We start from the raw sequence: 21,886 nt of genomic DNA, 5'->3' as shown, positions 1-21,886 counted from the left end.
CCGCCGCCCTTCCGTCCGATCAGGTCCCGGGGCCACCCTCACCCCCTGGTCAGGGACGGGTCCATGGACAAAGATCGGCAGGATCTTGGACTCGCCGTACGGCGGGAGAGGAGGAACGGCAGCGGATGTACCACACCTGGATGCGGTACTTCACCCCCAGCCCCGTCCACCACCGGCTCGGCCTCGTCTGCCTCGGCGTGGGCCTCCAGCACGGCCGGCTGCCGACGGTCGGACCCCGCGTACTCGACCACCACGTCGCCGTCGTCATCGGCGCGGGCAGCGGCTGGTACCGCGACGCCGAGGGCCACCGCACCACCGTCACCGCGCCCGCGCTCCTGTGGCTGCTCCCCGGCGTACCGCACCACTACGGCGCCGACGCAGAGACCGGCTGGGACGAGAGCTTCGTCGACTTCACCGGCCCCGCCACCGCCACATACACCGAACTCGGCTACATCGAGACGGACCGCCCCGTCGTCCCCCTCTCCGACGCGGCCACCGCGCGCGCCGCCGTCGGCCGTATCGTCCGCGCCGCACGGCGCGGCAACCCGCTCCTGGAGGTCGAGACCGGCGCCGCCGTCCACGAACTCCTCGTCGAACTGCGCCGCGCCCGCGCCGACACCAACGCCGAGGGCGAACTGGTCCTCCAGGCGCTGGCCCGCGACGCGTTCCTGCCGCTCTCCGTCGCCGAACACGCCGCCCGGCACGGTATGACGCCCGCCGAACTGCGCGGCGCCGTCCGCAGAGGCGCCGGCTGTAGCCCCAAGGACTATCTGCTGGGCATCAGACTCGGCCGTGCCAAAGAACTCCTCGCCGCCACCGAACTGCCCGTCGCGGCGGTCGCGCGCCGCGTCGGCTACGACGATCCGGCGTACTTCTCCCGGCTGTTCACACGCCGCGTGGGCATCGCGCCCATCCGCTTCCGACAGCGCCAGGGCCGGGCCGTCCCCGGCGGCTGGAGCACCTGCGTGCCGGATCCGGACCACCCGCCGACGATCACGACGTCCTCTCCGTGAGACGCGTCGCCGGTCGTACGGCGCAGGCCCTAAGCTTCCGCACCATGACCACGAGTGACAACGACGGCGAGGGCGGCGTCGACCAGGCCGTCCAGGCCGAACTGGACCGGCTGCGCGGCAGTATCGACAACATCGACGCGGCCGTCGTCCATATGCTGGCCGAACGGTTCAAATGCACCCAGCAGGTCGGCGTCCTCAAGGCCGTGCACCACCTGCCGCCCGCCGACCCGGCCCGCGAGTCCCGGCAGATCACCCGGCTCCGGCAGCTCGCGGAGAGTGCCCGGCTCGACCCCGCGTTCGCCGAGAAGCTCCTCAACTTCATCATCGCCGAGGTGATCCGCCACCACGAGACGATCGCGGACAGCTCCGCCCGCCAGAACTCCGCCTAGGCCCGGCACCGGGGCCCCCACGCCCGACGGCCGGTGTTCGGAGCGTGTCCGGCACTTCCGGACAACCCCGGCCCGGCATGTGCCCCGCCCCGCCCCCGTACCCCCACCCGTGCGCTCTCAGCGCAACCCCCACCCGCTGCGCGTCCCCGGACCCATCGGGCAGCATGTCCCCATGTCCGTACTGACGCGCGACGAAGCGCAGACCCGTGCCCAGCTCATCGACGTCCACCGGTACACGGTCGCCCTCGACCTGACCACCGGCGACGAGACCTTCGAATCCCGTGCCGCCATCCAGTTCACCGCCCGCGCGGCCGGAGACACCTTCGTCGAGCTGAAGCCCGCACAGTTGCGCTCCGTCACCCTCGACGGACAGCCCCTGGACCCCCACGCGCTCGACCAGAACCGGCTCGCGCTCACCGGCCTCGCCGCCGGCGAGCACGAACTGCGCGTCGACGCCACCATGCGCTACTCCCGCACCGGCGAAGGCATGCACCGCTTCACCGACCCCACCGACGGCGAGACCTACGTCTACACCCAGATGTTCCTCGAAGACATCCAACGCGTCTTCGCCGTCTTCGACCAGCCCGACCTCAAGGCCGTCTTCGAACTCTCCGTCACCGCCCCCGAAGGCTGGACCGTCCTCGGCAACGGCATCGCCACCGACGAGGGCGACGGCCGCTGGAGCATCGCGCCGACCCCGCCCATCTCCACCTACCTCGTCGCCGTCGCCGCCGGCCCCTGGCACTCCGTACGCACCGAACACGCGGGCCTGCCCTTCGGCATCCACTGCCGCCGCTCCCTCGCACCCCATCTCGACGTCGACGCCGACGAGATCCTCACCATCACCCGCGCCTGCTACGACCGCTACCACGAGAAGTTCAAGGAGCCGTACCCCTTCGACTCCTACGACCAGGCCTTCGTCCCCGAGTTCAACGCGGGCGCCATGGAGAACCCCGGCCTCGTCACCTTCCGCGACGAATTCGTCTACCGCTCCGCCGTCACCGACACCGAGCGGCAGACCCGCGCCATGGTCATCGCGCACGAGATGGCCCACATGTGGTTCGGCGACCTCGTCACACTCACCTGGTGGGACGACATCTGGCTCAACGAGTCCTTCGCCGAGTACATGGGCTACCAGACCCTCACCGAGGCCACCCGCTACACCGACACCTGGGTCGCCTTCGGCATCGACCGCAAGTCCTGGGGCTACGACGCCGACCAGCGGCCCTCCACCCACCCCGTCGCGCCCGACCCCGACGCCGTGCCCGACACCGCGTCCGCGATGCTCAACTTCGACGGCATCTCCTACGCCAAGGGCGCCTCCGCGCTGCGCCAACTCGTCGCCTGGCTCGGCGAGAAGGACTTCCTCGCCGGCATCAACACCCACTTCGCCCGGCACAAGTTCGGCAACGCCACCCTCGCCGACTTCATCGACTCCCTCGCCGCCTCCACCGACCGCGACGTGCACCGATGGGCCGAGAAATGGCTCCGCACATCCGGCGTCGACACCCTCACCCCCGCCGTCGGCGGCAACGGCTCCGAAGCCGGCTGGACCCTCGACATCGCCCAGCAGGGCAACCGCCCGCACCGGATCGCCGTCGGTGCCTACGACCGCGACCTCGTCGACCCCGGCCACCTCACCCCCCGCGACCGCTTCGAGATCGACATCCCGCAGCAGGACGGCCCCACCGTCCGCCCCGGCCGCCGCCCCGACCTCGTCGTCCTCAACGACGGCGACCTCACCTACGCCAAGGTCCGCCTCGACGACCGCTCCTGGGCCACCGCCCTCGACTCGCTCTCCGCCATCCCCGACCCGCTCACCCGCGCCGTCGTCTGGAACGCCGCCCGCGACATGGTCCGCGACGGTGAACTGGCCCCCACCGCCTACCTCGACGCCGCCCGCACCCACCTCCCGCGCGAGTCCGACCTCGCCGTCGTCCAAGGCGTACTGGGCTTCGCCGCCACCCAGATCGCCGACCGCTACCTCGGCCCCGACGACCGGCCCGCCGCCCTCGCCACCCTCACCAGCATCTGCCGCGCCCTCATCCGCCGCACCGAGGACGGCAACGCCCCCGGCCTGCGCCTCACCGCCGTACGTCACTTCATCTCCGCCGCCACCCAGCCCGACGGCATCCAGGACTGGCTCAGCAACGACAGCGTCCCCGGCGGCCCCGAACTCGACCCCGAACTGCGCTGGCGCATCCTCTACCGGCTCGCCGTCCTCGGCGCCGTCGACGACACCGCCATCGCCGCCGAACTCGCCCGCGACCCCAGCGCCACCGGCCGGGAAGGCGCCGCCCGCTGCCACGCCGCGCTCCCCGACGCCGACGCCAAAGCCGCCGCCTGGGACCGGATGTTCCGCACCGACGACCTCTCCAACTACCTCTTCACCGCCACCGCCCAGGGCTTCTGGCAGCCCGAACAGACCGACCTCGTACGCGGATACGTCCCCCGCTTCTACACCGACGCCGTCGAACTGGCCGGCCGCCGCGGCCCCGCCATCGCCGAATGCGCCGGACGCTACGCCTTCCCGGTCCACGCCGTGGACCAGGCGGCACTGCGCCTCGGCGAGGAATGCCTGGCCGGGGCGGACCTGCTGCCCGCCCTGCGCCGCAAACTGGTCGACCAACTGGACGACCTGCGCCGCGCGTTGCGGGTACGGGAGGGCTGACCCTCCTTACGGAGGAGCGCGAGTTCACGAGGAGGGCGGGCCCGGCACCGGGCCCGCCCTCCCGCGTACGGAGGACGCAGACGTACGGAGGACGTACGCGTACGGAGGCCCGCACACGCACGGAGGCCCGCGCGCTCCTTCACTCTCCTTCAGCGCACACCGCTACCCCCGCCGGGTCCGGATCGTTGTGCACCGTGGGCACCACCGACCGACCCCGGACCCCCTGGTGTATCCGGCCCACCCGCCCTGAAGGACCCTCCATGACCGACCTGTCAGCAGACGATCACGACCGGCCGCACGATCTGGTCGGCATCGGCATCGGACCGTTCAACCTCTCCCTCGCCGCGCTCGCCGACGGCGTCCACGGGGGCCTCGCCGCCACCTTCTTCGAACAGCGCCCCGCCTTCCACTGGCACCCCGGCCTGCTTCTCGACGGCACCACCCTCCAAGTGCCCTTCCTGGCCGACCTGGTGACCCTCGTCGACCCGGCGAGCCCCTGGTCGTTCCTCAGCTACCTCAGAGCGCGCGAGCGGCTGTATCCGTTCTACTTCGCCGAGCGCTTCCACATCCAGCGCGCCGAGTACGACGCCTACTGCCGCTGGGTCAGCGAACAGCTCCCCGGGCTCCACTTCGGCCACCAGGTCGACGCCGTCCGCTGGAACGCCGAACGCGCCCTGTTCGAGGTCGACTTCACCCAGCTCGACCACGACGGCGAGGTCGAGGCCCTCGGCCGCGCCTACACCCGCAACATCGCACTCGGCATCGGCACCGAACCCCACATCCCCGAACCGCTCAAACTCCTCGCCGACACCCCCGCCGTCCCCGTCATCCACTCCGCCGACTACCTCGCCCACCGCGAACGGATCCTCGAAGCCGAACACATCACCGTCGTCGGCTCCGGCCAGTCCGGCGCCGAGGTCTTCCTCGACCTGCTGCGCGCCCGCCCCGCAGGCGCCGAGAAACTCCACTGGCTGGCCCGCACCGAGGCGTTCGCGCCCATGGAGTACTCCAAACTCGGCCTGGAGCAGTTCACCCCCGACTACACCAGCTACTTCCACGCACTGCCCGAACAGGTACGCGACGAACTCATCCCGCGCCAGTGGCAGCTCCACAAAGGCATCGACGCCGACACCATCGCCGCCATCCACGACGAGCTCTACCGCCGCACCATGCACGGCGGGTGGCCGGACGCCGTCCTCACCCCCGGCGTCCTCGTCCGCACCGCGGGCCGGGTCGGCGCCACCAGGATCGAACTCCACCTCGAACACGCCCAGCAGGCCGACCGCTCCCGCCTCACCACCGACGCCGTCGTCCTCGCCACCGGCTACCGCGAGCGCCCGCTCGGCCGGCTCCTGGCCGGACTCGACCCGTACATGCGGCTCGACAAGTCCCAGCGCCCGCGTATCGACGCCCGGTACCGGCTGGTCCTCGACCCCTCCGTCACCGGCTCCGTCTATGTACAGAACGCCGAACGGCACACGCACGGCGTCGGTGCCCCCGACCTCTCACTCGCCGCCTGGCGCAGTGCGACGATCCTCAACTCGCTCACCGGCACCGAGCCCTACCCGCTGCCGCGCCGCACCGCGTTCACCAGCTTCGGCCTCGACGGACAGGAAAAGCACCGGCAGGTGCCGGTGCCGAGGGGCCTCGTACCGCTCTCCGAGGTGCGCTGACAACCACGGGAAGGGGTTTGCGCCGGTGCGGTGCCGAGGGGACGGCACCACACCGGCGCGTCATCGCGCGACGAGTCAGAAGACCGGGGTGCCGTCGCGCGTGAGCTTCCAGTCCACCGAGGCGAACGCCGTCGGGTCGACGGTCTTCGCCGTCTGCACCCACGTGATGATCGTGTTCCGGATCTCGTCCGGGTCGGACCACAGCTGCTGGGCAGCCGCGACATGCGGGAAGTTCCCGCCGCCGCTCGCCCGGTAGTTGTTCACCGCCAGCACGAACTTCGCCGCCGGGTCCAGGGCCTTGCCCTCGAAGGACAGATTCACGATCCGCGAACCGGCCGGCTTGGCGATGTCGATGTCGTACGTCAGCCCCGACACCACGTCGTAGTTGTAGTCCGGGATGTTGTCCGCGTTCGTCAGCTTCGACGTGTCCACCGGCGCGCCCGCGGCCGTCTGTACGTAGTACCTGGCCGAGAACTCCAGATAGTCCTTGATCTGGGCACCCGTCAGCAGCCGCGCCTCCAGGGTGTTCTCGAACGGATACAGCGCCGCCGCGTCCTTGATGGTCACCTCGCCCGCCGGGATCCCCGCCGTACGCGAGAAGCACGACGCCTGCGACAGCAGCGGCAGCGCCGCCCACTCACCGCCCGCGAGACCCGCCTTCACCGTCTCCGTCTGCACATGGTTGATCAGATCGATCAACGGCTCGTCACGCCACGGCGCGTCGGCCGTCGTCATCGCGGCCGTCGACGTCCCGATGACCTGGTTGACATAGGCCACGACCTTGCGGTGCTCGTCCACCAGCAGCCCGGTGATCTTCTTGTCCTCCTCCACCGTGTTGGAGTTGAGGACCTGCGCGCCCACCTTCTCGACCGACCAGCGGCCCCGCTCCCACACCAGGTCGAAGTCGAACAGCGTCAGCCGCTGCCCCCACTTCAGCGGCTCGGACAGCACCACGTCCTTGCCGGTCTCCTTGTTGGTCACCCGGTACTCGGGAATCTCGCTGTGCGCGTGCCCGACCAGGATCGCGTCGATGCCCGGCACCTGCTCGGCCACCAGACCGGCCGCGTTCTCGATGTGCGGAAGCTGGTCTCCGTAGGAGGACGTACCGCTCGACCCCGAATGCGCGGACACGATCACCACGTCGGCGCCCATCGACCGCAGCTTCGGCACCCACTTCGCGGCCTGCTCCTCCAGACCCGGGAACGTCATCCTGCCCTGGACGTTGACCTTGTCCCAGATCGCGATACCCGGGTTCGTCAACCCCAGCACCGCGACCCGCACATCACGCCCGTGCGGCGTCCGCAGCCGCTTGATCACATACGGCGGGAACGCCGGCCGCAGCGTCTTCGCGTCCAGTGCGTTCGCCCCCAGCAGCGGGAAACGGCACTGCTCCTCGAACTTCCGCAGCACCGGAATGCCGTAGTTGAACTCGTGGTTGCCGAGCGCCGCGGCGTCGTAGCCGATCGCGTTCATCGCCTGCGCCATCGGATGCACCGGACCACGCTTCGCCGTGATCGGGTCGATCTTGGCGTAGTAGTACGAGAGCTGAGTGCCCTGGATGGTGTCGCCCGCGTCGATGAGCAGGGTGTTGCCCCGGCCCTTCTCCTTACGGATGCGGTTCACCAGCGTCGAGATCTTGGCCAGTCCGACGTCGTTGCGGTCCTTGTCGTCGAACTCCTTGTCCGTGAAGTAGTCCCAGTTGAAGACATTGCCGTGCAGGTCGGTCGTGCCCATCACGGTGAACGAGTACCGCTTCGGCGGACGTCCGTGGCCATGCCCCTGACCGTCACCGTGCTCCCGCGCCGCCGCGGGCACGGCCGCGCCCCCGGCGATCGCCACACCGGCTCCGGCGGCGGCCGACCGCTCCAGGAACGTCCTTCGGTTCAGCGGCATCGCTACTCCCTCGATCTCGTCACCCACGCGCACAACGCGCGTAGATAGGGCGGCTAGATTCTGACGCAGGAACGAGGAATCGAACACCCCCGGCGGGTTTCGATCCGGTGACCGCCGAATGTCGTGCCCGGACGGGAGTTCGGATGGCAGAGTGACCGGACAGGCCGGCGAGGCGTACACCACGCCCCCCAACTCGCCCCCGTACAAGGGAGAACCGCACATGACCACCGACGCCTCCGCCCCCACCGCCGCGCCCTACGGCACCCCCGAGACCCCCAGGGTCGCCGTCCGGGGCGAGGCGCGCCTGGAGTTCGACCCCGAGATCGCCACCATCGACATCTCCGTCGGCGCACGCGGCACCGACCGGCGCACCGCGCTCGAAGACCTCACCCGCCGCAACAACGACGTCCTCAGCCTCGTCAAGTCCTACGGCGACGCCGTCGAGAAGCTCGTGACCGGCTCCTTCTCCATCAACCCCGAACTCACCCGGCACGGCCGCGGCGAACGCGTCCGCGCCTACCACGGCCGGGTCAACATCACCGCCCAGCTCACCGACTTCACCGCGCTCGGTGAACTCACCACCCGCCTCGCCGACCTCGACCTCACCACCGTGAACGGCCCCTGGTGGGCCCTGCGCCCCGGCTCGCCCGCCCACGGCGAGGCCCGCAGGCAGGCCGTCCGCGAGGCCGTCCAGCGGGCCCGCGAGTACGCCGCCGCGCTCGGCTCGAACCTCGCCGCCCTGGTCGAGCTGGCGGACATCGGCGCCGAGAACGCGGCGCCGTTCGCCACGCGTGCTCCCGCGTACGCGATGAGTTACGGCGGCTCCGCCGAGGCCGCCGGAGCGCCGCCCGCGCTCGATCTCGAACCGCAGCGCCAGACCGTCTACGCGCAGGTGAACGCGCGCTTCACGATGACACCGCCCATTCTCTGAACCGGCCGCCGTCAATACCCGAATAATGCTCATCGGAGCGCGGCCCCGCCCACTTCAACAGTTGTCAACAACCCTTCATGCAAAGGTTGTTGAGTAGTCATGTGAGACCAATTACCTACCCGGCGGTAAGGTTTAGTCTCGAATCATGCGCCGAGCAAAAATCGTCTGTACCCTCGGGCCCGCCACCGACTCGTACGACCAGATCAAAGCACTGGTCGAGGCCGGAATGGACGTCGCCCGCTTCAACCTCAGCCACGGCAGCTACGCCGATCACGAGCAGCGCTACCAGCGCGTACGCAAAGCCGCCGAGGAAACCCGCCGCAGCGTGGGAATCCTCGCCGACCTTCAAGGCCCGAAGATCCGTCTCGGGCGCTTCCGCGAAGGCCCCGTACTCCTTGAACGCGGCGACGAATTCACCATCACCGTCGAACCCCTCGAAGGCGACCGCCACACCTGCGGCACCACCTACGAAGGACTCGCCGACGACGTCACCGCCGGTGAGCGCATCCTCGTGGACGACGGCAAGGTGACCCTGGAGGTCACCGCGGTCGACGGACCCCGCGTCCGCACCACCGTCGTCGAAGGCGGCATGGTCTCCGACAACAAGGGGCTCAACCTCCCCGGCGTCGCGGTGTCCGTCCCCGCGCTCTCCGAGAAGGACATCGACGACCTCCGCTGGGCCCTGCGCATCGGCGCCGACGTCGTAGCGCTCTCCTTCGTACGCAGCGGACGCGACATCGTCGACGTCCACCGCATCATGGACGAGGAGGGCCGGCGCGTCCCCGTCATCGCCAAGGTCGAGAAGCCGCAGGCCGTGGAGAACATAGACGACATCGTCGCCGCGTTCGACGGCATCATGGTGGCCCGCGGCGACCTCGGCGTCGAGATGCCGCTGGAGCAGGTGCCGATCGTCCAGAAGCGCGCGATCAAGCTCGCGAAGCGCAACGCGAAGCCGGTCATCGTCGCCACGCAGATGCTCGACTCGATGATCGACAACTCCCGGCCGACCCGCGCCGAGGCGTCCGACGTCGCCAACGCCGTCATCGACGGCACCGACGCGGTGATGCTGTCCGGCGAGACGAGCGTCGGCAAGTACCCGGTCGAGACGGTCCGCACGATGAGCCGCATCGTGGAGGCGGCGGAGGAGGACGTCCTCGCCAAGGGCCTGCCCCCGCTCACCGAACGCAGCAAGCCCCGCACCCAGGGCGGCGCGGTCGCCCGCGCGGCGGCGGAGATGGGCGACTTCCTCGGCGCGAAGTTCCTGGTCGCCTTCACCCAGTCCGGGGACACGGTCAAGCGCCTCTCGCGTTACCGCTCCCCGATCCCGCTGCTGGCCTTCACGCCCGACCCGGCGACGCGGGCGCAGCTCAACCTCACCTGGGGTGTGGAGGCGTTCCTCGGCCCGCACGTGGACTCGACGGACGCCATGGTCGACCAGGTGGACGAACACCTGCTGCGGATCGGCCGCTGCGACAAGGGCGACATCGTGGTGATCACGGCGGGCTCCCCACCGGGAGTCGCGGGCTCGACGAACCTGGTCCGGGTCCACCACGTGGGCGAGGACGACAGCCCGAAGTAGGGGGTGTCGGGCCGGGGTTGTTCAGTGCTTCGGCCCGACGTGGGTGTCCATGAGGGCGACGGATGTCTTTCTGGCGACGGAGATGTTCTTGGCGTTCGCCTTCTTCCAGGCGACCCCGAGGGTGTCGAGAGTGTCGGTGAACAGGCGCAGGATGTCGGCGGACCTGTTGGTGAAGAAGTACCGGGGGTACTCGTAGCGCTTCATCGCGCCGCCCACGGCGCGGGTGGTCCAGTTCGTGGTCCGGCAGCCGTCGGAGTGGATCAGCCCGCGTAACAGCTCCCACGGGTGGGCGTCCACGATCTCCCGCTGCCAGCCGACGAGTTCGATGGGCCGGTCGTGCTTCTTGCCGGGGCCGTGCTGCGGGAAGAGACACGGCCAGTGCCGGTCGTAACTGCTCACCATCACGCATCCCTGTCTCTGCACGACAGCCACGGAGACACCGGGCCGGACGGCGGGAATGGCCGCCCGGCACAGCTCGATCAGACCGGGCCAGGCATCCGCGCAGGCGATGCGCAGATAGTGGCCACCGCGGGGATACGGGCTGATGCAGCCGTCACCGAGGTAGAGGCCGAGGAGATAGGCGTACGACGCTTGGTCGGCAGGTTCCGACGGACACTCTCGCGCCATGCGTGGCAGGGGCTCGACGCGGGTCTGCCAGGCGCGTATCGCGGCACGCGACACGCCAGTCTGCCTGCTCACGGAGTTGAGGCTGCGGCCTTGGGCGACGAGCGCCAGCGTGCTGCGTCGCGTCTTCATGTCGTACATACGACCGAGCTTGACGTGATCTTGTGTCAGCCGAGCGGAAACGGTGTCTGTGTCACACGTTCACGTGAAGATCGGCGAAAATCACGCCAACCTTAGAAACGAAGGGAAAGTGCCCCGAGTCGGATTCGAACCGACGCTGTATGGGTTTTGAATCCATGGCCTCTACCGCTGGGCTACCGGGGCTCCTTCGAAACGAAGGAAGGGACGGGCCCTCCGTGCTCCAACCATACCGTAGCTAGGTAGGCTCTTGCCCAGCAGTATCTGCCAGTAACGAGGAGCCTCAGTGACCGCCCCCGAGTCGCCCCAGCCCGTCGACGACGACAAGTCGCATGTCCCGCCCCTGACGACCCGCGTCGTCATCGCCGAGGACGAGGCGCTCATCCGTCTCGATCTCAAGGAGATGCTCGAAGAAGAGGGCTACTCCGTCGTGGGCGAGGCCGGTGACGGTGAGCGTGCCGTCGAGCTGGCCCGTGAGCATCGGCCCGATCTTGTCATCCTCGATGTGAAGATGCCCGTCCTCGACGGGATCTCCGCCGCCGAGAAGATCGCCAAGGAGTCCATCGCCCCCGTCCTCATGCTCACCGCCTTCTCGCAGCGCGATCTCGTGGAGCGCGCCCGGGACGCCGGTGCGATGGCGTATCTCGTGAAGCCGTTCAGCAAGAGCGATGTCGTGCCGGCCATCGAGATGGCCGTCTCGCGCTTCAACGAGCTGAAGGCCCTGGAGCAGGAGGTCGCCGATCTGACGACCCGGCTGGAGACCCGCAAGCTCGTGGACCGCGCGAAGTCGATCCTCCAGACCCAGTACGGCCTCACCGAGCCCGCCGCGTTCCGGTGGATCCAGAAGACGTCGATGGACCGGCGGCTGTCGATGCAGCAGGTCGCCGAGGCCGTCATCGAGGACGCCGAGGAGAAGAAGGCCGCGAAGGGGCAGTAGGGGCCGCGTACGGGATCTCGTACCGGACTTCGTACAGACGAGAAGGCCCGCACTCCCGAGGGGGTGCGGGCCTTCTCACGTACGTACGCGGGGACTCAGTCCTCGCCCAGGTACGCCTTGCGTACCGACTCGTCCACCAGCAGGTCCTGCCCGCTGCCCGAGAGCACGACCTTGCCGACCTCCATCACATGGCCCTGGTCCGCCAGTGACAGCGCCGCCTGGGCGTTCTGCTCGACGAGGAGGATCGTCGTGCCCTGCGACTTGAGTTCGGCGATGGTCGCCATGATCTTCTGCATCATGATCGGCGAGAGTCCCATGGAGGGCTCGTCGAGCATGAGCAGCTTGGGCTGCGACATCAGCGCCCGTCCCATGGCGAGCATCTGCTGCTCACCGCCGGACAGGGTGCCGGCCGCCTGCTTGCTGCGTTCGCCGAGGATCGGGAACAGCTCGTAGGCGCGCCTGATGTCCTTCTCGATGCCGGCGGTGTCCTTCCGGAGGAAGGCGCCGAGCTTGAGGTTCTCCGCGATCGTGAGCCGGGGGAAGATCCTGCGGCCCTCGGGGGAGTGCGCCAGGCCCATCGCGACGATCTTGTGCGCGCCGATGCCGTTCAGCGGTTTGCCGTCGAAGACGATCCGGCCGCCGGAGGGCTTGAGCAGCCCGGACAGGGTGCGCAGGGTGGTCGTCTTGCCGGCGCCGTTGGTGCCGATGAGCGTGACGATCTGACCGGCTTCGACGCTGAAGGAGATGCCCTTGACGGCTTCGATCTTGCCGTAGGCGACCTTGAGGTCCTCCACCTCCAGTAGTGCGGTCACTTGGTGTCTCCTTCTGTGCCTGCCGTGCTGTGTGTCTCCGCGGCCTCCACCTCGGAGACTTCCTCGGCGCCGGGGGCGCCCTCGTAGGGGGTGCCGAGGTAGGCGGCGACGACGCGCTCGTCGGCCTGGACGACCTCGGCGGTGCCCTCGACCAGCTTCTGGCCCTGGACGAGGACGGCGACGCGGTCGCACAGGTTGAAGATGAAGCGCATGTCGTGCTCGATGACGAGTACGGCGATGCCCTGGTCGCGGATGGCGAAGACCAGGTCCTGGGTGGTGCGGGTCTCCTGCGGGTTCATGCCGGCGGTGGGCTCGTCGAGCAGGAGCAGGCCCGGGTCGCTGGCGAGTGCGCGCGCGATCTCCAGCTTCCGCTGTTCTCCGTAGGGGAGGTTGCGGGCGAGGTGGTCGCGCTTGGCGGCGAGGCCGGTGAACTCCAGGAGTTCCATGGCGCGTGCCTCGGACTCCTTCTCCGCCTTCTTGAAGCCGGGGCCGCGCAGGAGCGCGGACCAGAGGCCTTCCTTGGTCCTGGTGTGGCGTCCGACGAGGACGTTCTCCAGGACGGTCATGTTGGCGAAGAGCCGGATGTTCTGGAACGTACGGGCGATGCCTGCCTTGGTGACCAGGTGGGACTGGTGCGGCAGGACGGTGCCCTTGTAGCTGACGGTGCCGTCGGTGGGGACGTACAGACCGGTGAGGCAGTTGAAGAAGGTGGTCTTGCCCGCGCCGTTGGGGCCGATGAGGCCGACGATCTCGCCGGTGTTGACCTGGAGGTCGACGTTCTGTACGGCGGTGAGTCCGCCGAATTTCTTGGTGACGCCGGTGGCCTGGAGCACGGGCACACCGGTGGCGGTGGCGGCCTTGGGGGATCCGGCGCCGGTGGGTTCGATGTCGGTGGTCATGTGGGTCACACCCCCGCTTTGCTGAGGCCGATATCGCCCTTGGGGGCGTCCAGTTGCCCGGTCTCGTGGAATTCGAGCTGCTTCCTGCGGTCGGCGATGAGGCCCTCGGGGCGGAATCGCATGAGCAGGATCAGCGCGATGCCGAAGAGCAGCAGCTGGTAGTCGGACATGAACTGGAGCTTCGCCGGGATGAGGTAGAGCAGCGAGGCGCCGATGAGGGGTCCGCTGACGGTGCCCATGCCGCCGAGGATGACGGCGGCGAGGAGGAACGCCGAGTTCGGCGGGACGGCTTCGACGAACTTGTACTGGGCGGGGGTGACGGTGAAGGTCACGTGTGCCTGTACGGTGCCGGCCATGCCGGCGAGGGTGGCGCCGAGGGCGAAGGCGAGCAGCTTGAGCCGGAAGGCGTTGATGCCCATGGCCCTGGCCGCGGTCTCGTCCTCGCGGATGGCGACCCAGGCGCGGCCGATGCGCGACTGGTCGGAGCGCCGGAAGACGGTCACCACGATGATGGTGAACAGCAGCATCAGCAGGTAGTAGTTGGAGAATCTGCCGAGTTCGACGCCGAGGATCGTATGTGGTTCCCCGAGGTTGAACCCGAACAGGTCGAGGTCGGGGATGTTGGGGATGCCGTTGGAGCCGTTGGTGACGTCCGGGCCCGAGGATCCGTCGAGGTTCTGCATGGTGATGCGGAAGATCTCACCGAAGCCGAGGGTCACGATGGCCAGGTAGTCGCCGTGCAGTCGCAGGGTCGGCGCGCCGATGACGACGCCGAAGATCAGCGAGGCGCCGGCGCCGCAGAGGACGGCGGCCCAGAACGGGAGCTGGATGCCGATGGTGGACGACGGCGATCCGGAGACGAGGGCGGCCGTGTAGGCGCCGACGCCGAGGAAGGCGACGTATCCGAGGTCGAGCAGGCCGGCGAGGCCCACGACGACGTTGAGTCCGAGCGCGACGGTGGCGAAGATCAGGATGTTCGTACCGATGGAGGCGTACGCGTCGTTGCTCTGGGTGAACGGGAAGGCGAACGCGGAGACGAACGCCGCGGTCACGGTGACGTTCTTGTGCTTGGAGGTGAGGCCCGCGAGGCGGCGGTTGAGGCCGGCGCGGGAGACGGCGGTGGCGCCGAAGGCGACGAGGAGGATGTAGCCGATGAAGAGTTCGGCGGCCTCGGTGTCGATGCCGTAGGTGAAGACGAACAGGCCGAGCCCGAAGGCGGCGGCGATGATGAGGATTTCGGCCCAGCCGGGGAGCGCGGTGGCTTCCTTGGGCGTGGGGGCCTTGAAGGACTGGACGAGCCGCTGCCAGGCGTTGGGGTTGTCGTGGTCGCCCGGGACGTCGCCGGGGAGCCCGAGGGCGGCGAGGACCGTGATGAGCGAGGCGGCGGCGGCGACGTAGCCGCCCGGTTCGAGGTTGGCGAGTCCGCCGAGTTTCACGGCGATCGCGATGACCGTGTACCAGGTGGTGGCGAAGGTGCCGAGGGCGAAGAGGAGGACGGGGCCGTTCTTGCCGCCGGGGGTGAGCCAGCCGAGTCCGCGTACGCCGTAGCCGGCGACGACGAAGAGCAGGGTCAGCAGCGCACCGGTGAGGGTGAGCAGTTGGAGGCCGCCGGGGTAGCCGGTGACGGTGAGGTCGCCGGGGAATTCGGCGGTCCAGGTCCAGGCGAGGAAGGTGCTCGCGAAGGTCGCGACGGCGCCGATCGCGGCGCCGAGGCTGGCCGCCGCGGGCGGGAGGCCGATGACGGGGCGGCTGTGCCGGGGCGCGGGGGCCGCGGGGTTCGTTTTCGTCGTGGTGGTGGTCATCGGTATCACGCCCGATCCGAGACGCGTGCGCCGAGTAGACCTTGTGGCCTCAGCAGCAGTACGAGGATGAGGAGGACGAACGCCCACACGTCCTTCCAGGCGCCGCCGCCGAGCTGCGACATGCCGGGGATGTTCTCGATGTAGGCGGTGGCCATGGATTCGGCGAGGCCGAGTACGAGGCCGCCGATCATGGCGCCGTAGATGTTGCCGATACCGCCGAGGACCGCGGCGGTGAAGGCCTTGAGTCCGGCGATGAAGCCCATCTTGAAGTTGACTTCGCCGTACTTGAGGCCGTGTGCGACGGCCGCGATGGCGGCGAAGGCGGCACCGATGGCGAACGCGGTGACGATGATGCGGTCGGTGTTGATGCCCATCAGCTTGGCCGTGTCCGGGTCCTGCGACGTGGCCTGCATGGCGCGTCCGGTGCGGGTCTTGGAGACGAAGATCCCGAGCGTGATCATGCACAGGGGTGCGGCGATGAGCAGGAAGAGGTCGCCGCGGCTGATGGCGAACGCGCCGAAGTCGAGCCTGCCGCCTTCGAATTCGGGGAAGGGGCGGGACTTCGTGGCGTCCGGGTAGAAGGCCCAGATGGCTTGCTGGAGTGCGATGGAGAGGCCGATCGCGGTGATCAGTGGTGCGAGCCTGGGGGCGTCCCGCAGGGGCCGGTAGGCGAAGCGTTCGGCTCCTACGGCGACGAGCACGGAGCAGGCCATCGCCATGAGGATCATGAGGGGCAGTGCGAGCAGCAGGCTGGTACCGCTGGGCAACCAGAGAAATACGGTCAGCGCACCGAAGCCGCCGATCATGAATATCTCGCCATGGGCGAAATTGATGAGCTGGACTATGCCATAGACCATCGTGTAACCGATTGCGATGAGTCCGTACAGCGCGCCGAGTAGCAGGCCGTTGGCAAGTTGCTGCGGCAGATCGTTCACCGCGGGGCCTCCGAATGAGTGGGGTCAGATACGGCCGCGGGGGGGCGCTGTGGCGCCCCCGCGCGGTGGTAGTTCCTTCAGGAGGGAGGGCTGGTGAGCCCGATCAGCCCTCGAACACGCCCGTCTTGACGGGGACGTGCTTGCCGCCCTTCACCTCGTAGAGGGAGAGCTGCTTGTTCACGGTGTCGCCGAACTCGTCGAAGCCGACGGTGCCGGTGACGCCGTCGAACTTGACGTCCTGCATGGCCTCGGTGATCTGCTTGCGCGCGTCCTTGACGTCGCCGGGCAGCTTGCCGTCGTTCTTCTCGACGACGGCCTTGACCGCCTGGATGATCGCCCAGGTGGAGTCGTAGGAGTAGCCGCCGTACGCCTCGAACGCGCCGTCGTAGCCGCCGGCGGAGTAGTCGGCGATGAACTTCTTGGCGGTGTCCAGGGTCTCCAGGGGCGCGCCCACGGAGCTGGCGAAGTCGCCTTCGGAGTTCTTCTTGCCCAGCTTGATGTACTCGGCGCTGAAGAGAGCGTCACCACCGACGGTGGGGATCTTGGCGCCGGCGTTCTTGATCTGGCTGGCCAGCGGGGCGCCGGCCGGGTACTCGCCGCCGTAGTAGACGAAGTCGGCCTTGGCCTGGGCGACCTTGCTCGCCACGGCCGAGAAGTCCTTGTCGTCCGGGTTGATGTGGTCGGTGCCGACGACCTTGCCGCCGAGCTTCTCGAACTCGGCGGAGAAGGTGGCGGCGAGACCGGCTCCGTACGTCTTCTTGTCGTCGATGACGTAGACGTTCTTGAGCTTCTTCTCGTTGAACATGAACTGCGCGGCGTACGGGCCCTGGATGGCGTCCGTGGTCGCGGTGCGGAAGTACGTGTCGAAGCCGCGGACCTTCTTGCCGGTCTGCCAGTCCTTGCCCTGAGTCATCTCGGGGTTGGTGTTGGCGGGCGACACCTGGACCAGGTTGTCGTTGGCGAAGACCTTCTGCATGGCCTGGCCGACGTCGGAGTTCAGGGGGCCGACCACGCCCATGACGTCCTGGTTGCCGACAAGCTTGGTGGCGTTCTGCTGGCCGGTCGCGGCCTGGGCCACGTCGTCCAGGGACTCCAGCTTGAAGGTGACGCCTTCGACTTCGTTGTTCTTGTTGGCCGTCTTGACGGCGAGGTCGGCGGAGTTCTTGATGCCCTGGCCGAGCGCGGAGAGGTCTCCGGTCAGCGGCGCGTCGAGGCCGATGACGACGGTCGTCTTTCCGCCGCCGCCGCCCTCGCTGCTGTCGTCGCGGGAGCCGCAAGCAGAAAGCGTGAGGGCTCCTACAGTGACCGCAGTGGTGACTATGAACAAGGAACGGTGACGCACGATCAGTCCTTTCCCCTGGCACGGCTGTCCCTGATTGAGAAGCCGGGTCGAGCGCTGGAACCGAACTGAAAGTAATCCGGTGGCGCGGTGACTGGCCGTGACTCTAAGCGCGCTGGTGGGGGTGGTGCAGAGGTGCGGCCCATGATGTGACGCTCTTGTTATGACGGAAGCGTGGTGAAGCCCGCAAGGGAAGGGAAAGGCGTGCGATTTGAGACCGTTCGGAAGTCCACATAGTGAGAACCAGCAGGACCGTGACGGTAATCGGGCGGTTACGGAGCGGGTTCGCCGCATGCCCGGTCGATGGCCGCGCCGAGGTCTTCGGGGTATCCGTCGCCGAGGATCCGGCTCTGTTTCTGGACCGCCCTTTCGTTACGCAGGGTGATGTCCAGGAAGGGGAGTCCGGAGTTCCGTGGCACTTCCCCGCAGTCGAGTACGTAGACGGTCACCGCCACGTCGCGGGACGCCCCGGCGGGCACGGTGAACGGAGCGGACGGTTCCGTCGATACGGCGAGCGCCGCGGACGGCTGGGTGACGGCGTCGACGGTCACACGGCGGCCGGGCTCGGTCGAGATGGTGACGTCGAAGGTGAACGCCCCGGCGCGTTCGCTCTTCGGCGCCGCGCCCGCGTAGACGAAGCCAACCACCTGCGAGGGCCAGGGTGGTGGCGGCGCGGGCGGTGGCTCCGGGGCGTTGAGCGCGTACACGCAGACCCCCGCGCCGAGGGTCGCGACGACGGCCAGGACCGCCTTGCGGCGGTGGCGCGCGGGCACGGCGAGACGGGCGCGGGGCGGCGTCGCCCCGGTGAGCGGGGCAGCGGGGTGGTGGTAGGTGTCCTCACCCGGTTCGACGGGGCCGATGCCGCTCATGTGCCGAAGTTAGTGGGCATCGCCGGCGAGGACAATGGATCGTGCCCCACGGCGTAACGCAACGTCACCATCGGGGGTCCCACCTGGCTCTCCCGCGCCGGGGTCCGGAGGTGGGCCGTGCGCCGCGCGAGCCTCAACGGGCCCTGGTTTCCGGGATGTTTCGCGGCCGTCGGGCGACGGCCGCGCGTCTCACCTGTTGGTCACCGGAGGGCCGGGCGGAGCCCGTTCGATCCCGCCTCCGGCCCGCTTGAGCCTCCCTTGAGGTTCGCCCTCCGGCGTCCCCCGACGTCCCTCAGGTGTCCTTCGGGCGACCCCCGGGCGTCACTCCGGTTCCGCCCCTCACACGTCCCTCACGCGTCCTTCCGCTTCATGAAGGCGCTGCCGTCACCGCTCTGGAGCAGACACGTCAGCCTGGCCGTGCACACCCGCTTGTCCCGCTCGTCGGTGATCACGATCTCGTACGTCGCGGTGGACCTGCCGCGGTGGATCGGGGTGGCCACGCCCGTCACGACGCCGTCGCGTACGGCGCGGTGGTGCGTGCAGTTCAGATCCACGCCCACGGCGACCTTGCCCCGGCCGCCGTGCATCATCGCGCCGATGGAGCCGAGGGTCTCGGCGAGTACGGCGGAGGCGCCGCCGTGCAGCAGCCCGTACGGCTGGGTGTTGCCCTGCACGGGCATGGTGGCGACGACACGGTCGGCGGACGCCTCGGTGACCCGCAGGCCCATGCGGGTGCCGAGATCCCCGGCGGAGAAGAGCGACTCCAGGTCGATCTCGCCCGGCCCGTACTCGTCGATGATCTCCTGCGGGAACGTCGCTGAGGGCTGCTCGTTCGCTGTGTTCTCACCCATGGGTCAGGCTCCGATCGGCTGCGTGGTGCGGTGCGGTACGTGCTGCGGTGGATGATCCGGGCATGGTTTCCGTGCGTGGTCGCGGTGCGCGTCCGCGTGTGCCGTGCGTGCCGCTCCGGGGTGGGCCGGGGGCGGCACCTCGCGTCAGCGGTGCTCGAAGCGCACGACGACGGACTTGCTCGCCGGGGTGTTGCTGGTGTCGGCCGTGGAGTCCAGCGGCACGAGCACGTTCGTCTCCGGGTAATAGGCGGCGGCGCAGCCGCGGGCCGTGGGGTAGTGCACCACCCGGAAGCCGCGGGCGCGCCGCTCGACGCCGTCCCGCCATTCGCTGACCAGATCCGTGTACGAGCCGTCGGCCAGGCCCAGCCGGTCCGCGTCGTCCGGATTGACCAGGACGACGCGGCGGCCGTTCCGGATGCCCCGGTAGCGGTCGTCGAGACCGTAGATCGTGGTGTTGTACTGGTCGTGCGAGCGCAGCGTCTGGAGCAGCAGCCGGCCCGCCGGCAACTCCGGGTACTCGATCGGCGCCGCTGTGAAGTTGGCCTTGCCGGTGGCGGTGGGGAAGCGCCGTTCGTCGCGCGGGGCGTGCGGGAGCTGGAATCCGCCCGGTGCGGCGACGCGTTCGTTGAAGTCCTCGAAGCCGGGGACGACACGCGAGATGCGGTCGCGGATCGACCCGTAGTCCTTCTCGAACTCCTCCCACGGAGTCAGCGACGCCGGGCCGAGGACGGCACGCGCCATGCGGGCGACGATCGCCGGCTCGGACAGCAGATGCGGGCTCGCGGGCGGGAGGTTGCCGCGCGAGGCGTGCACCATGCCCATGGAGTCCTCCACGGTCACGATCTGCCTGCCGCCCGCCTGCACGTCCTTGTCGGTGCGGCCGAGGGTCGGCAGGATCAGGGCACGCGCGCCGGTCACCGCGTGGGAGCGGTTGAGCTTGGTCGACACGTGCACGGTGAGCCGCGCGGTGCGCATCGCCGCCTCGGTCACCTCGGTGTCCGGGGACGCCGACACGAAGTTGCCGCCCATCGCGAAGAAGACCTTCGCGTCGCCGTCGCGCAGGGCGCGGATGGCCCGTACGACGTCGTAACCGTGGTGGCGCGGCGAGGTGATCCCGAACTCCCGGTCCAGGGCGTCGAGGAACGCCGGCGCGGGCCGCTCGAAGATGCCCATGGTGCGGTCACCCTGGACGTTGGAGTGGCCGCGTACGGGGCACACCCCGGCGCCCGGCCGGCCGATGTTGCCGCGCAGCAGGAGGAAGTTGACGACTTCGCGGATGGTCGCGACGGAGTGCTTGTGCTGGGTGAGGCCCATCGCCCAGCAGACGATGGTGCGCTTCGAGGCCAGCACCATGGCCAGCGCGCGCTCGATGTCGGCGCGCTCCAGTCCCGTCGCGATGAGGGTCTGCTCCCAGTCGGCCTCGCGCGCGGTGGCGGCGAACTCCTCGAAGCCGTGGGTGTGTTCGGCGACGAACGCCTGGTCCACGGCGGCCGGGTCGCTCCCGGCCGCGTCGAGGATCAGCTTGTTCAGCAGCCGGAACAGGGCCTGGTCGCCGCCGATCCGGATCTGTAGGAAGAGGTCGGTGAGCGCCGCGCCCTTGAGGAGGCCCTGCGGGGTCTGCGGATTCTTGAACCGTCCCAGACCGGCCTCGGGCAGCGGGTTCACCGAGATGATCCGCGCGCCCGCCGCCTTGGCCTTCTCCAGGGCGGAGAGCATCCGGGGGTGGTTGGTCCCCGGATTCTGCCCGGCCACGATGATCAGGTCGGCCTGGTGCATGTCCTCCAGGGACACGCTGCCCTTGCCGACGCCCAGGGTCTCGGCGAGCGCCGAACCGGACGACTCGTGGCACATGTTGGAGCAGTCCGGCAGATTGTTCGTGCCGAACTCGCGGGCGAACAGCTGGAGCAGGAAGGCCGCCTCGTTGCTGGTGCGGCCCGAGGTGTAGAACAGCGCCTCGTCGGGGGAGTCCAGCGCGGTCAGTTCCTCGGCGATGATCGCGAACGCGCGCTCCCAGCTGACCGGTTCGTACCGGTCCCCGCCGCCGCTGTCGCCGTCGGTGCCGGTGCCCGCGCCGCGCTCCAGGAGCATCGGCTGGGTGATCCGGCCCTGCTGGCCCAGCCAGTAGCCACTGCGTGTCGCCAGATCGGCCACCGGGTGCGCGGCGAAGAAGTCCGGCGTCACCCGGCGCAGCGTCGCCTCCTCGGCGACCGCCTTCACGCCGTTCTCGCAGAACTCCGCCGTGTGCCGGTGGTCGCCCTCCGGCCAGGCGCAGCCCGGACAGTCGAAGCCGTCCTTCTGGTTGACCTTGAGCAGCGTCCGCGCGGCCCGCCGCACGCCCATCTGCTGCTGGGCGACGCGCAGTGAATGCGCCACGGCCGGCAGTCCGGCGGCGCTGCTGTGCGGGGCGGCGACCTGCGGGGCGTCCTGGACCGGATCACCCGAGGGCGGCTTGCTGGCCATCACGCTCTCCCAAACTCGTACGTCGCGACTCCCCCCGATCCTGTCACGCACCACCGACAGCACGTCGAGCC

The 21,886-nt window shown here is 69.2% G+C and carries 17 protein-coding genes and 1 tRNA gene; 7 read left to right on the top strand and 11 right to left on the bottom strand.

The window, feature by feature from the left end:
• The first annotated feature begins 125 nt into the window (after positions 1 to 125).
• From ACFYNU_RS13655 to ACFYNU_RS13640, 4 genes are all read left to right on the top strand, one after another.
• Positions 126 to 1,013, top strand: a complete 888-nt coding sequence (locus tag ACFYNU_RS13655; protein WP_356585856.1) for an AraC family transcriptional regulator — start codon at positions 126 to 128, stop codon at positions 1,011 to 1,013.
• 44 nt (positions 1,014 to 1,057) lie between these two features.
• Positions 1,058 to 1,402: a chorismate mutase gene (locus tag ACFYNU_RS13650; RefSeq protein WP_356585858.1), complete on the top strand. Its 345-nt coding sequence runs from the start codon at positions 1,058 to 1,060 to the stop codon at positions 1,400 to 1,402.
• 172 nt (positions 1,403 to 1,574) lie between these two features.
• Complete coding sequence (gene pepN / locus ACFYNU_RS13645; protein WP_356585860.1) at positions 1,575 to 4,073, top strand: aminopeptidase N; 2,499 nt, start codon at positions 1,575 to 1,577, stop codon at positions 4,071 to 4,073.
• Between the two features lie 260 nt (positions 4,074 to 4,333).
• Positions 4,334 to 5,746 (top strand): SidA/IucD/PvdA family monooxygenase, encoded by a 1,413-nt coding sequence (locus ACFYNU_RS13640; protein WP_356585862.1) that lies wholly within the window; start codon positions 4,334 to 4,336, stop codon positions 5,744 to 5,746.
• A gap of 75 nt (positions 5,747 to 5,821) precedes the next feature.
• Here ACFYNU_RS13640 and ACFYNU_RS13635 read toward each other — a convergent pair whose 3' ends face one another.
• A complete protein-coding gene (locus ACFYNU_RS13635; protein WP_356585864.1) occupies positions 5,822 to 7,639 on the bottom strand; it encodes a 5'-nucleotidase C-terminal domain-containing protein in 1,818 nt (605 codons plus the stop codon).
• A gap of 220 nt (positions 7,640 to 7,859) precedes the next feature.
• On the opposite strand from ACFYNU_RS13635, the gene ACFYNU_RS13630 reads away from it, so the two are divergent.
• A complete protein-coding gene (locus tag ACFYNU_RS13630) occupies positions 7,860 to 8,570 on the top strand; it encodes an SIMPL domain-containing protein (protein ID WP_356585866.1) in 711 nt (236 codons plus the stop codon).
• 145 nt (positions 8,571 to 8,715) lie between these two features.
• Positions 8,716 to 10,149 (top strand): pyruvate kinase, encoded by a 1,434-nt coding sequence (gene pyk / locus ACFYNU_RS13625; protein ID WP_356585868.1) that lies wholly within the window; start codon positions 8,716 to 8,718, stop codon positions 10,147 to 10,149.
• Between the two features lie 21 nt (positions 10,150 to 10,170).
• Here the strand turns inward: pyk and ACFYNU_RS13620 are convergent, their stop codons facing one another.
• Entirely contained in the window at positions 10,171 to 10,914 is a 744-nt protein-coding gene (locus tag ACFYNU_RS13620; protein ID WP_356585870.1) for a helix-turn-helix domain-containing protein, read from the bottom strand.
• A gap of 110 nt (positions 10,915 to 11,024) precedes the next feature.
• Positions 11,025 to 11,097 (bottom strand) — tRNA-Leu (locus ACFYNU_RS13615).
• A 100-nt stretch (positions 11,098 to 11,197) separates the two neighbouring features.
• Here ACFYNU_RS13615 and ACFYNU_RS13610 point away from each other — a divergent pair.
• Entirely contained in the window at positions 11,198 to 11,848 is a 651-nt protein-coding gene (locus ACFYNU_RS13610) for a response regulator (RefSeq protein ID WP_356585872.1), read from the top strand.
• Between the two features lie 95 nt (positions 11,849 to 11,943).
• Here the strand turns inward: ACFYNU_RS13610 and ACFYNU_RS13605 are convergent, their stop codons facing one another.
• The 8 genes from ACFYNU_RS13605 to ACFYNU_RS13570 all read right to left on the bottom strand — a co-directional run bounded on the left by ACFYNU_RS13605 (position 11,944) and on the right by ACFYNU_RS13570 (position 21,815).
• A complete protein-coding gene (locus ACFYNU_RS13605; protein WP_356585874.1) occupies positions 11,944 to 12,660 on the bottom strand; it encodes an ABC transporter ATP-binding protein in 717 nt (238 codons plus the stop codon).
• Positions 12,657 to 13,559, bottom strand: coding sequence for an ABC transporter ATP-binding protein (locus tag ACFYNU_RS13600; RefSeq protein WP_356585876.1), 903 nt, complete (start codon positions 13,557 to 13,559; stop codon positions 12,657 to 12,659). The genes ACFYNU_RS13605 and ACFYNU_RS13600 overlap by 4 nt, the downstream gene beginning before the upstream one ends.
• Before the next feature lie 5 nt (positions 13,560 to 13,564).
• A complete protein-coding gene (locus ACFYNU_RS13595; protein WP_356585878.1) occupies positions 13,565 to 15,361 on the bottom strand; it encodes a branched-chain amino acid ABC transporter permease in 1,797 nt (598 codons plus the stop codon).
• A gap of 5 nt (positions 15,362 to 15,366) precedes the next feature.
• Positions 15,367 to 16,296, bottom strand: a complete 930-nt coding sequence (locus ACFYNU_RS13590) for a branched-chain amino acid ABC transporter permease (protein WP_356585880.1) — start codon at positions 16,294 to 16,296, stop codon at positions 15,367 to 15,369.
• A gap of 103 nt (positions 16,297 to 16,399) precedes the next feature.
• Positions 16,400 to 17,638, bottom strand: a complete 1,239-nt coding sequence (locus tag ACFYNU_RS13585; protein ID WP_356585882.1) for a branched-chain amino acid ABC transporter substrate-binding protein — start codon at positions 17,636 to 17,638, stop codon at positions 16,400 to 16,402.
• A gap of 269 nt (positions 17,639 to 17,907) precedes the next feature.
• The gene (locus ACFYNU_RS13580) at positions 17,908 to 18,504 is read right to left on the bottom strand and encodes a Tat pathway signal sequence domain protein (protein ID WP_356585884.1); all 597 of its coding nucleotides are present in this window, start codon (positions 18,502 to 18,504) and stop codon (positions 17,908 to 17,910) included.
• Between the two features lie 350 nt (positions 18,505 to 18,854).
• The gene (locus ACFYNU_RS13575; protein ID WP_356585886.1) at positions 18,855 to 19,355 is read right to left on the bottom strand and encodes a hotdog fold thioesterase; all 501 of its coding nucleotides are present in this window, start codon (positions 19,353 to 19,355) and stop codon (positions 18,855 to 18,857) included.
• A 144-nt stretch (positions 19,356 to 19,499) separates the two neighbouring features.
• On the bottom strand, positions 19,500 to 21,815 hold the full coding sequence (locus ACFYNU_RS13570; protein ID WP_356585888.1) for an FdhF/YdeP family oxidoreductase: 2,316 nt from the start codon (positions 21,813 to 21,815) through the stop codon (positions 19,500 to 19,502).
• Positions 21,816 to 21,886 lie beyond the last annotated feature (71 nt).

It is taken from the genome of Streptomyces sp. NPDC006643, assembly GCF_042870175.1.
Lineage (GTDB): Bacteria > Actinomycetota > Actinomycetes > Streptomycetales > Streptomycetaceae > Streptomyces.
This window is presented reverse-complemented; position numbering and strand designations above follow the sequence as displayed.

Excerpts from the sequence above, each read along its gene's own strand:
- ACFYNU_RS13600 (WP_356585876.1), bottom strand. The coding sequence starts at position 13,559 with ATGACCACCGACATCGAACCCACCGGCGCCGGATCCCCCAAGGCCGCC.
- pepN (WP_356585860.1), top strand. The coding sequence starts at position 1,575 with ATGTCCGTACTGACGCGCGACGAAGCGCAGACCCGTGCCCAGCTCATC.
- ACFYNU_RS13630 (WP_356585866.1), top strand. The coding sequence starts at position 7,860 with ATGACCACCGACGCCTCCGCCCCCACCGCCGCGCCCTACGGCACCCCC.
- ACFYNU_RS13655 (WP_356585856.1), top strand. The coding sequence starts at position 126 with ATGTACCACACCTGGATGCGGTACTTCACCCCCAGCCCCGTCCACCAC.
- ACFYNU_RS13595 (WP_356585878.1), bottom strand. The coding sequence starts at position 15,361 with ATGACCACCACCACGACGAAAACGAACCCCGCGGCCCCCGCGCCCCGG.
- ACFYNU_RS13580 (WP_356585884.1), bottom strand. The coding sequence starts at position 18,504 with ATGAGCGGCATCGGCCCCGTCGAACCGGGTGAGGACACCTACCACCAC.
- ACFYNU_RS13575 (WP_356585886.1), bottom strand. The coding sequence starts at position 19,355 with ATGGGTGAGAACACAGCGAACGAGCAGCCCTCAGCGACGTTCCCGCAG.
- ACFYNU_RS13570 (WP_356585888.1), bottom strand. The coding sequence starts at position 21,815 with ATGGCCAGCAAGCCGCCCTCGGGTGATCCGGTCCAGGACGCCCCGCAG.
- pyk (WP_356585868.1), top strand. The coding sequence starts at position 8,716 with ATGCGCCGAGCAAAAATCGTCTGTACCCTCGGGCCCGCCACCGACTCG.
- ACFYNU_RS13620 (WP_356585870.1), bottom strand. The coding sequence starts at position 10,914 with ATGTACGACATGAAGACGCGACGCAGCACGCTGGCGCTCGTCGCCCAA.
- ACFYNU_RS13650 (WP_356585858.1), top strand. The coding sequence starts at position 1,058 with ATGACCACGAGTGACAACGACGGCGAGGGCGGCGTCGACCAGGCCGTC.
- ACFYNU_RS13640 (WP_356585862.1), top strand. The coding sequence starts at position 4,334 with ATGACCGACCTGTCAGCAGACGATCACGACCGGCCGCACGATCTGGTC.
- ACFYNU_RS13635 (WP_356585864.1), bottom strand. The coding sequence starts at position 7,639 with ATGCCGCTGAACCGAAGGACGTTCCTGGAGCGGTCGGCCGCCGCCGGA.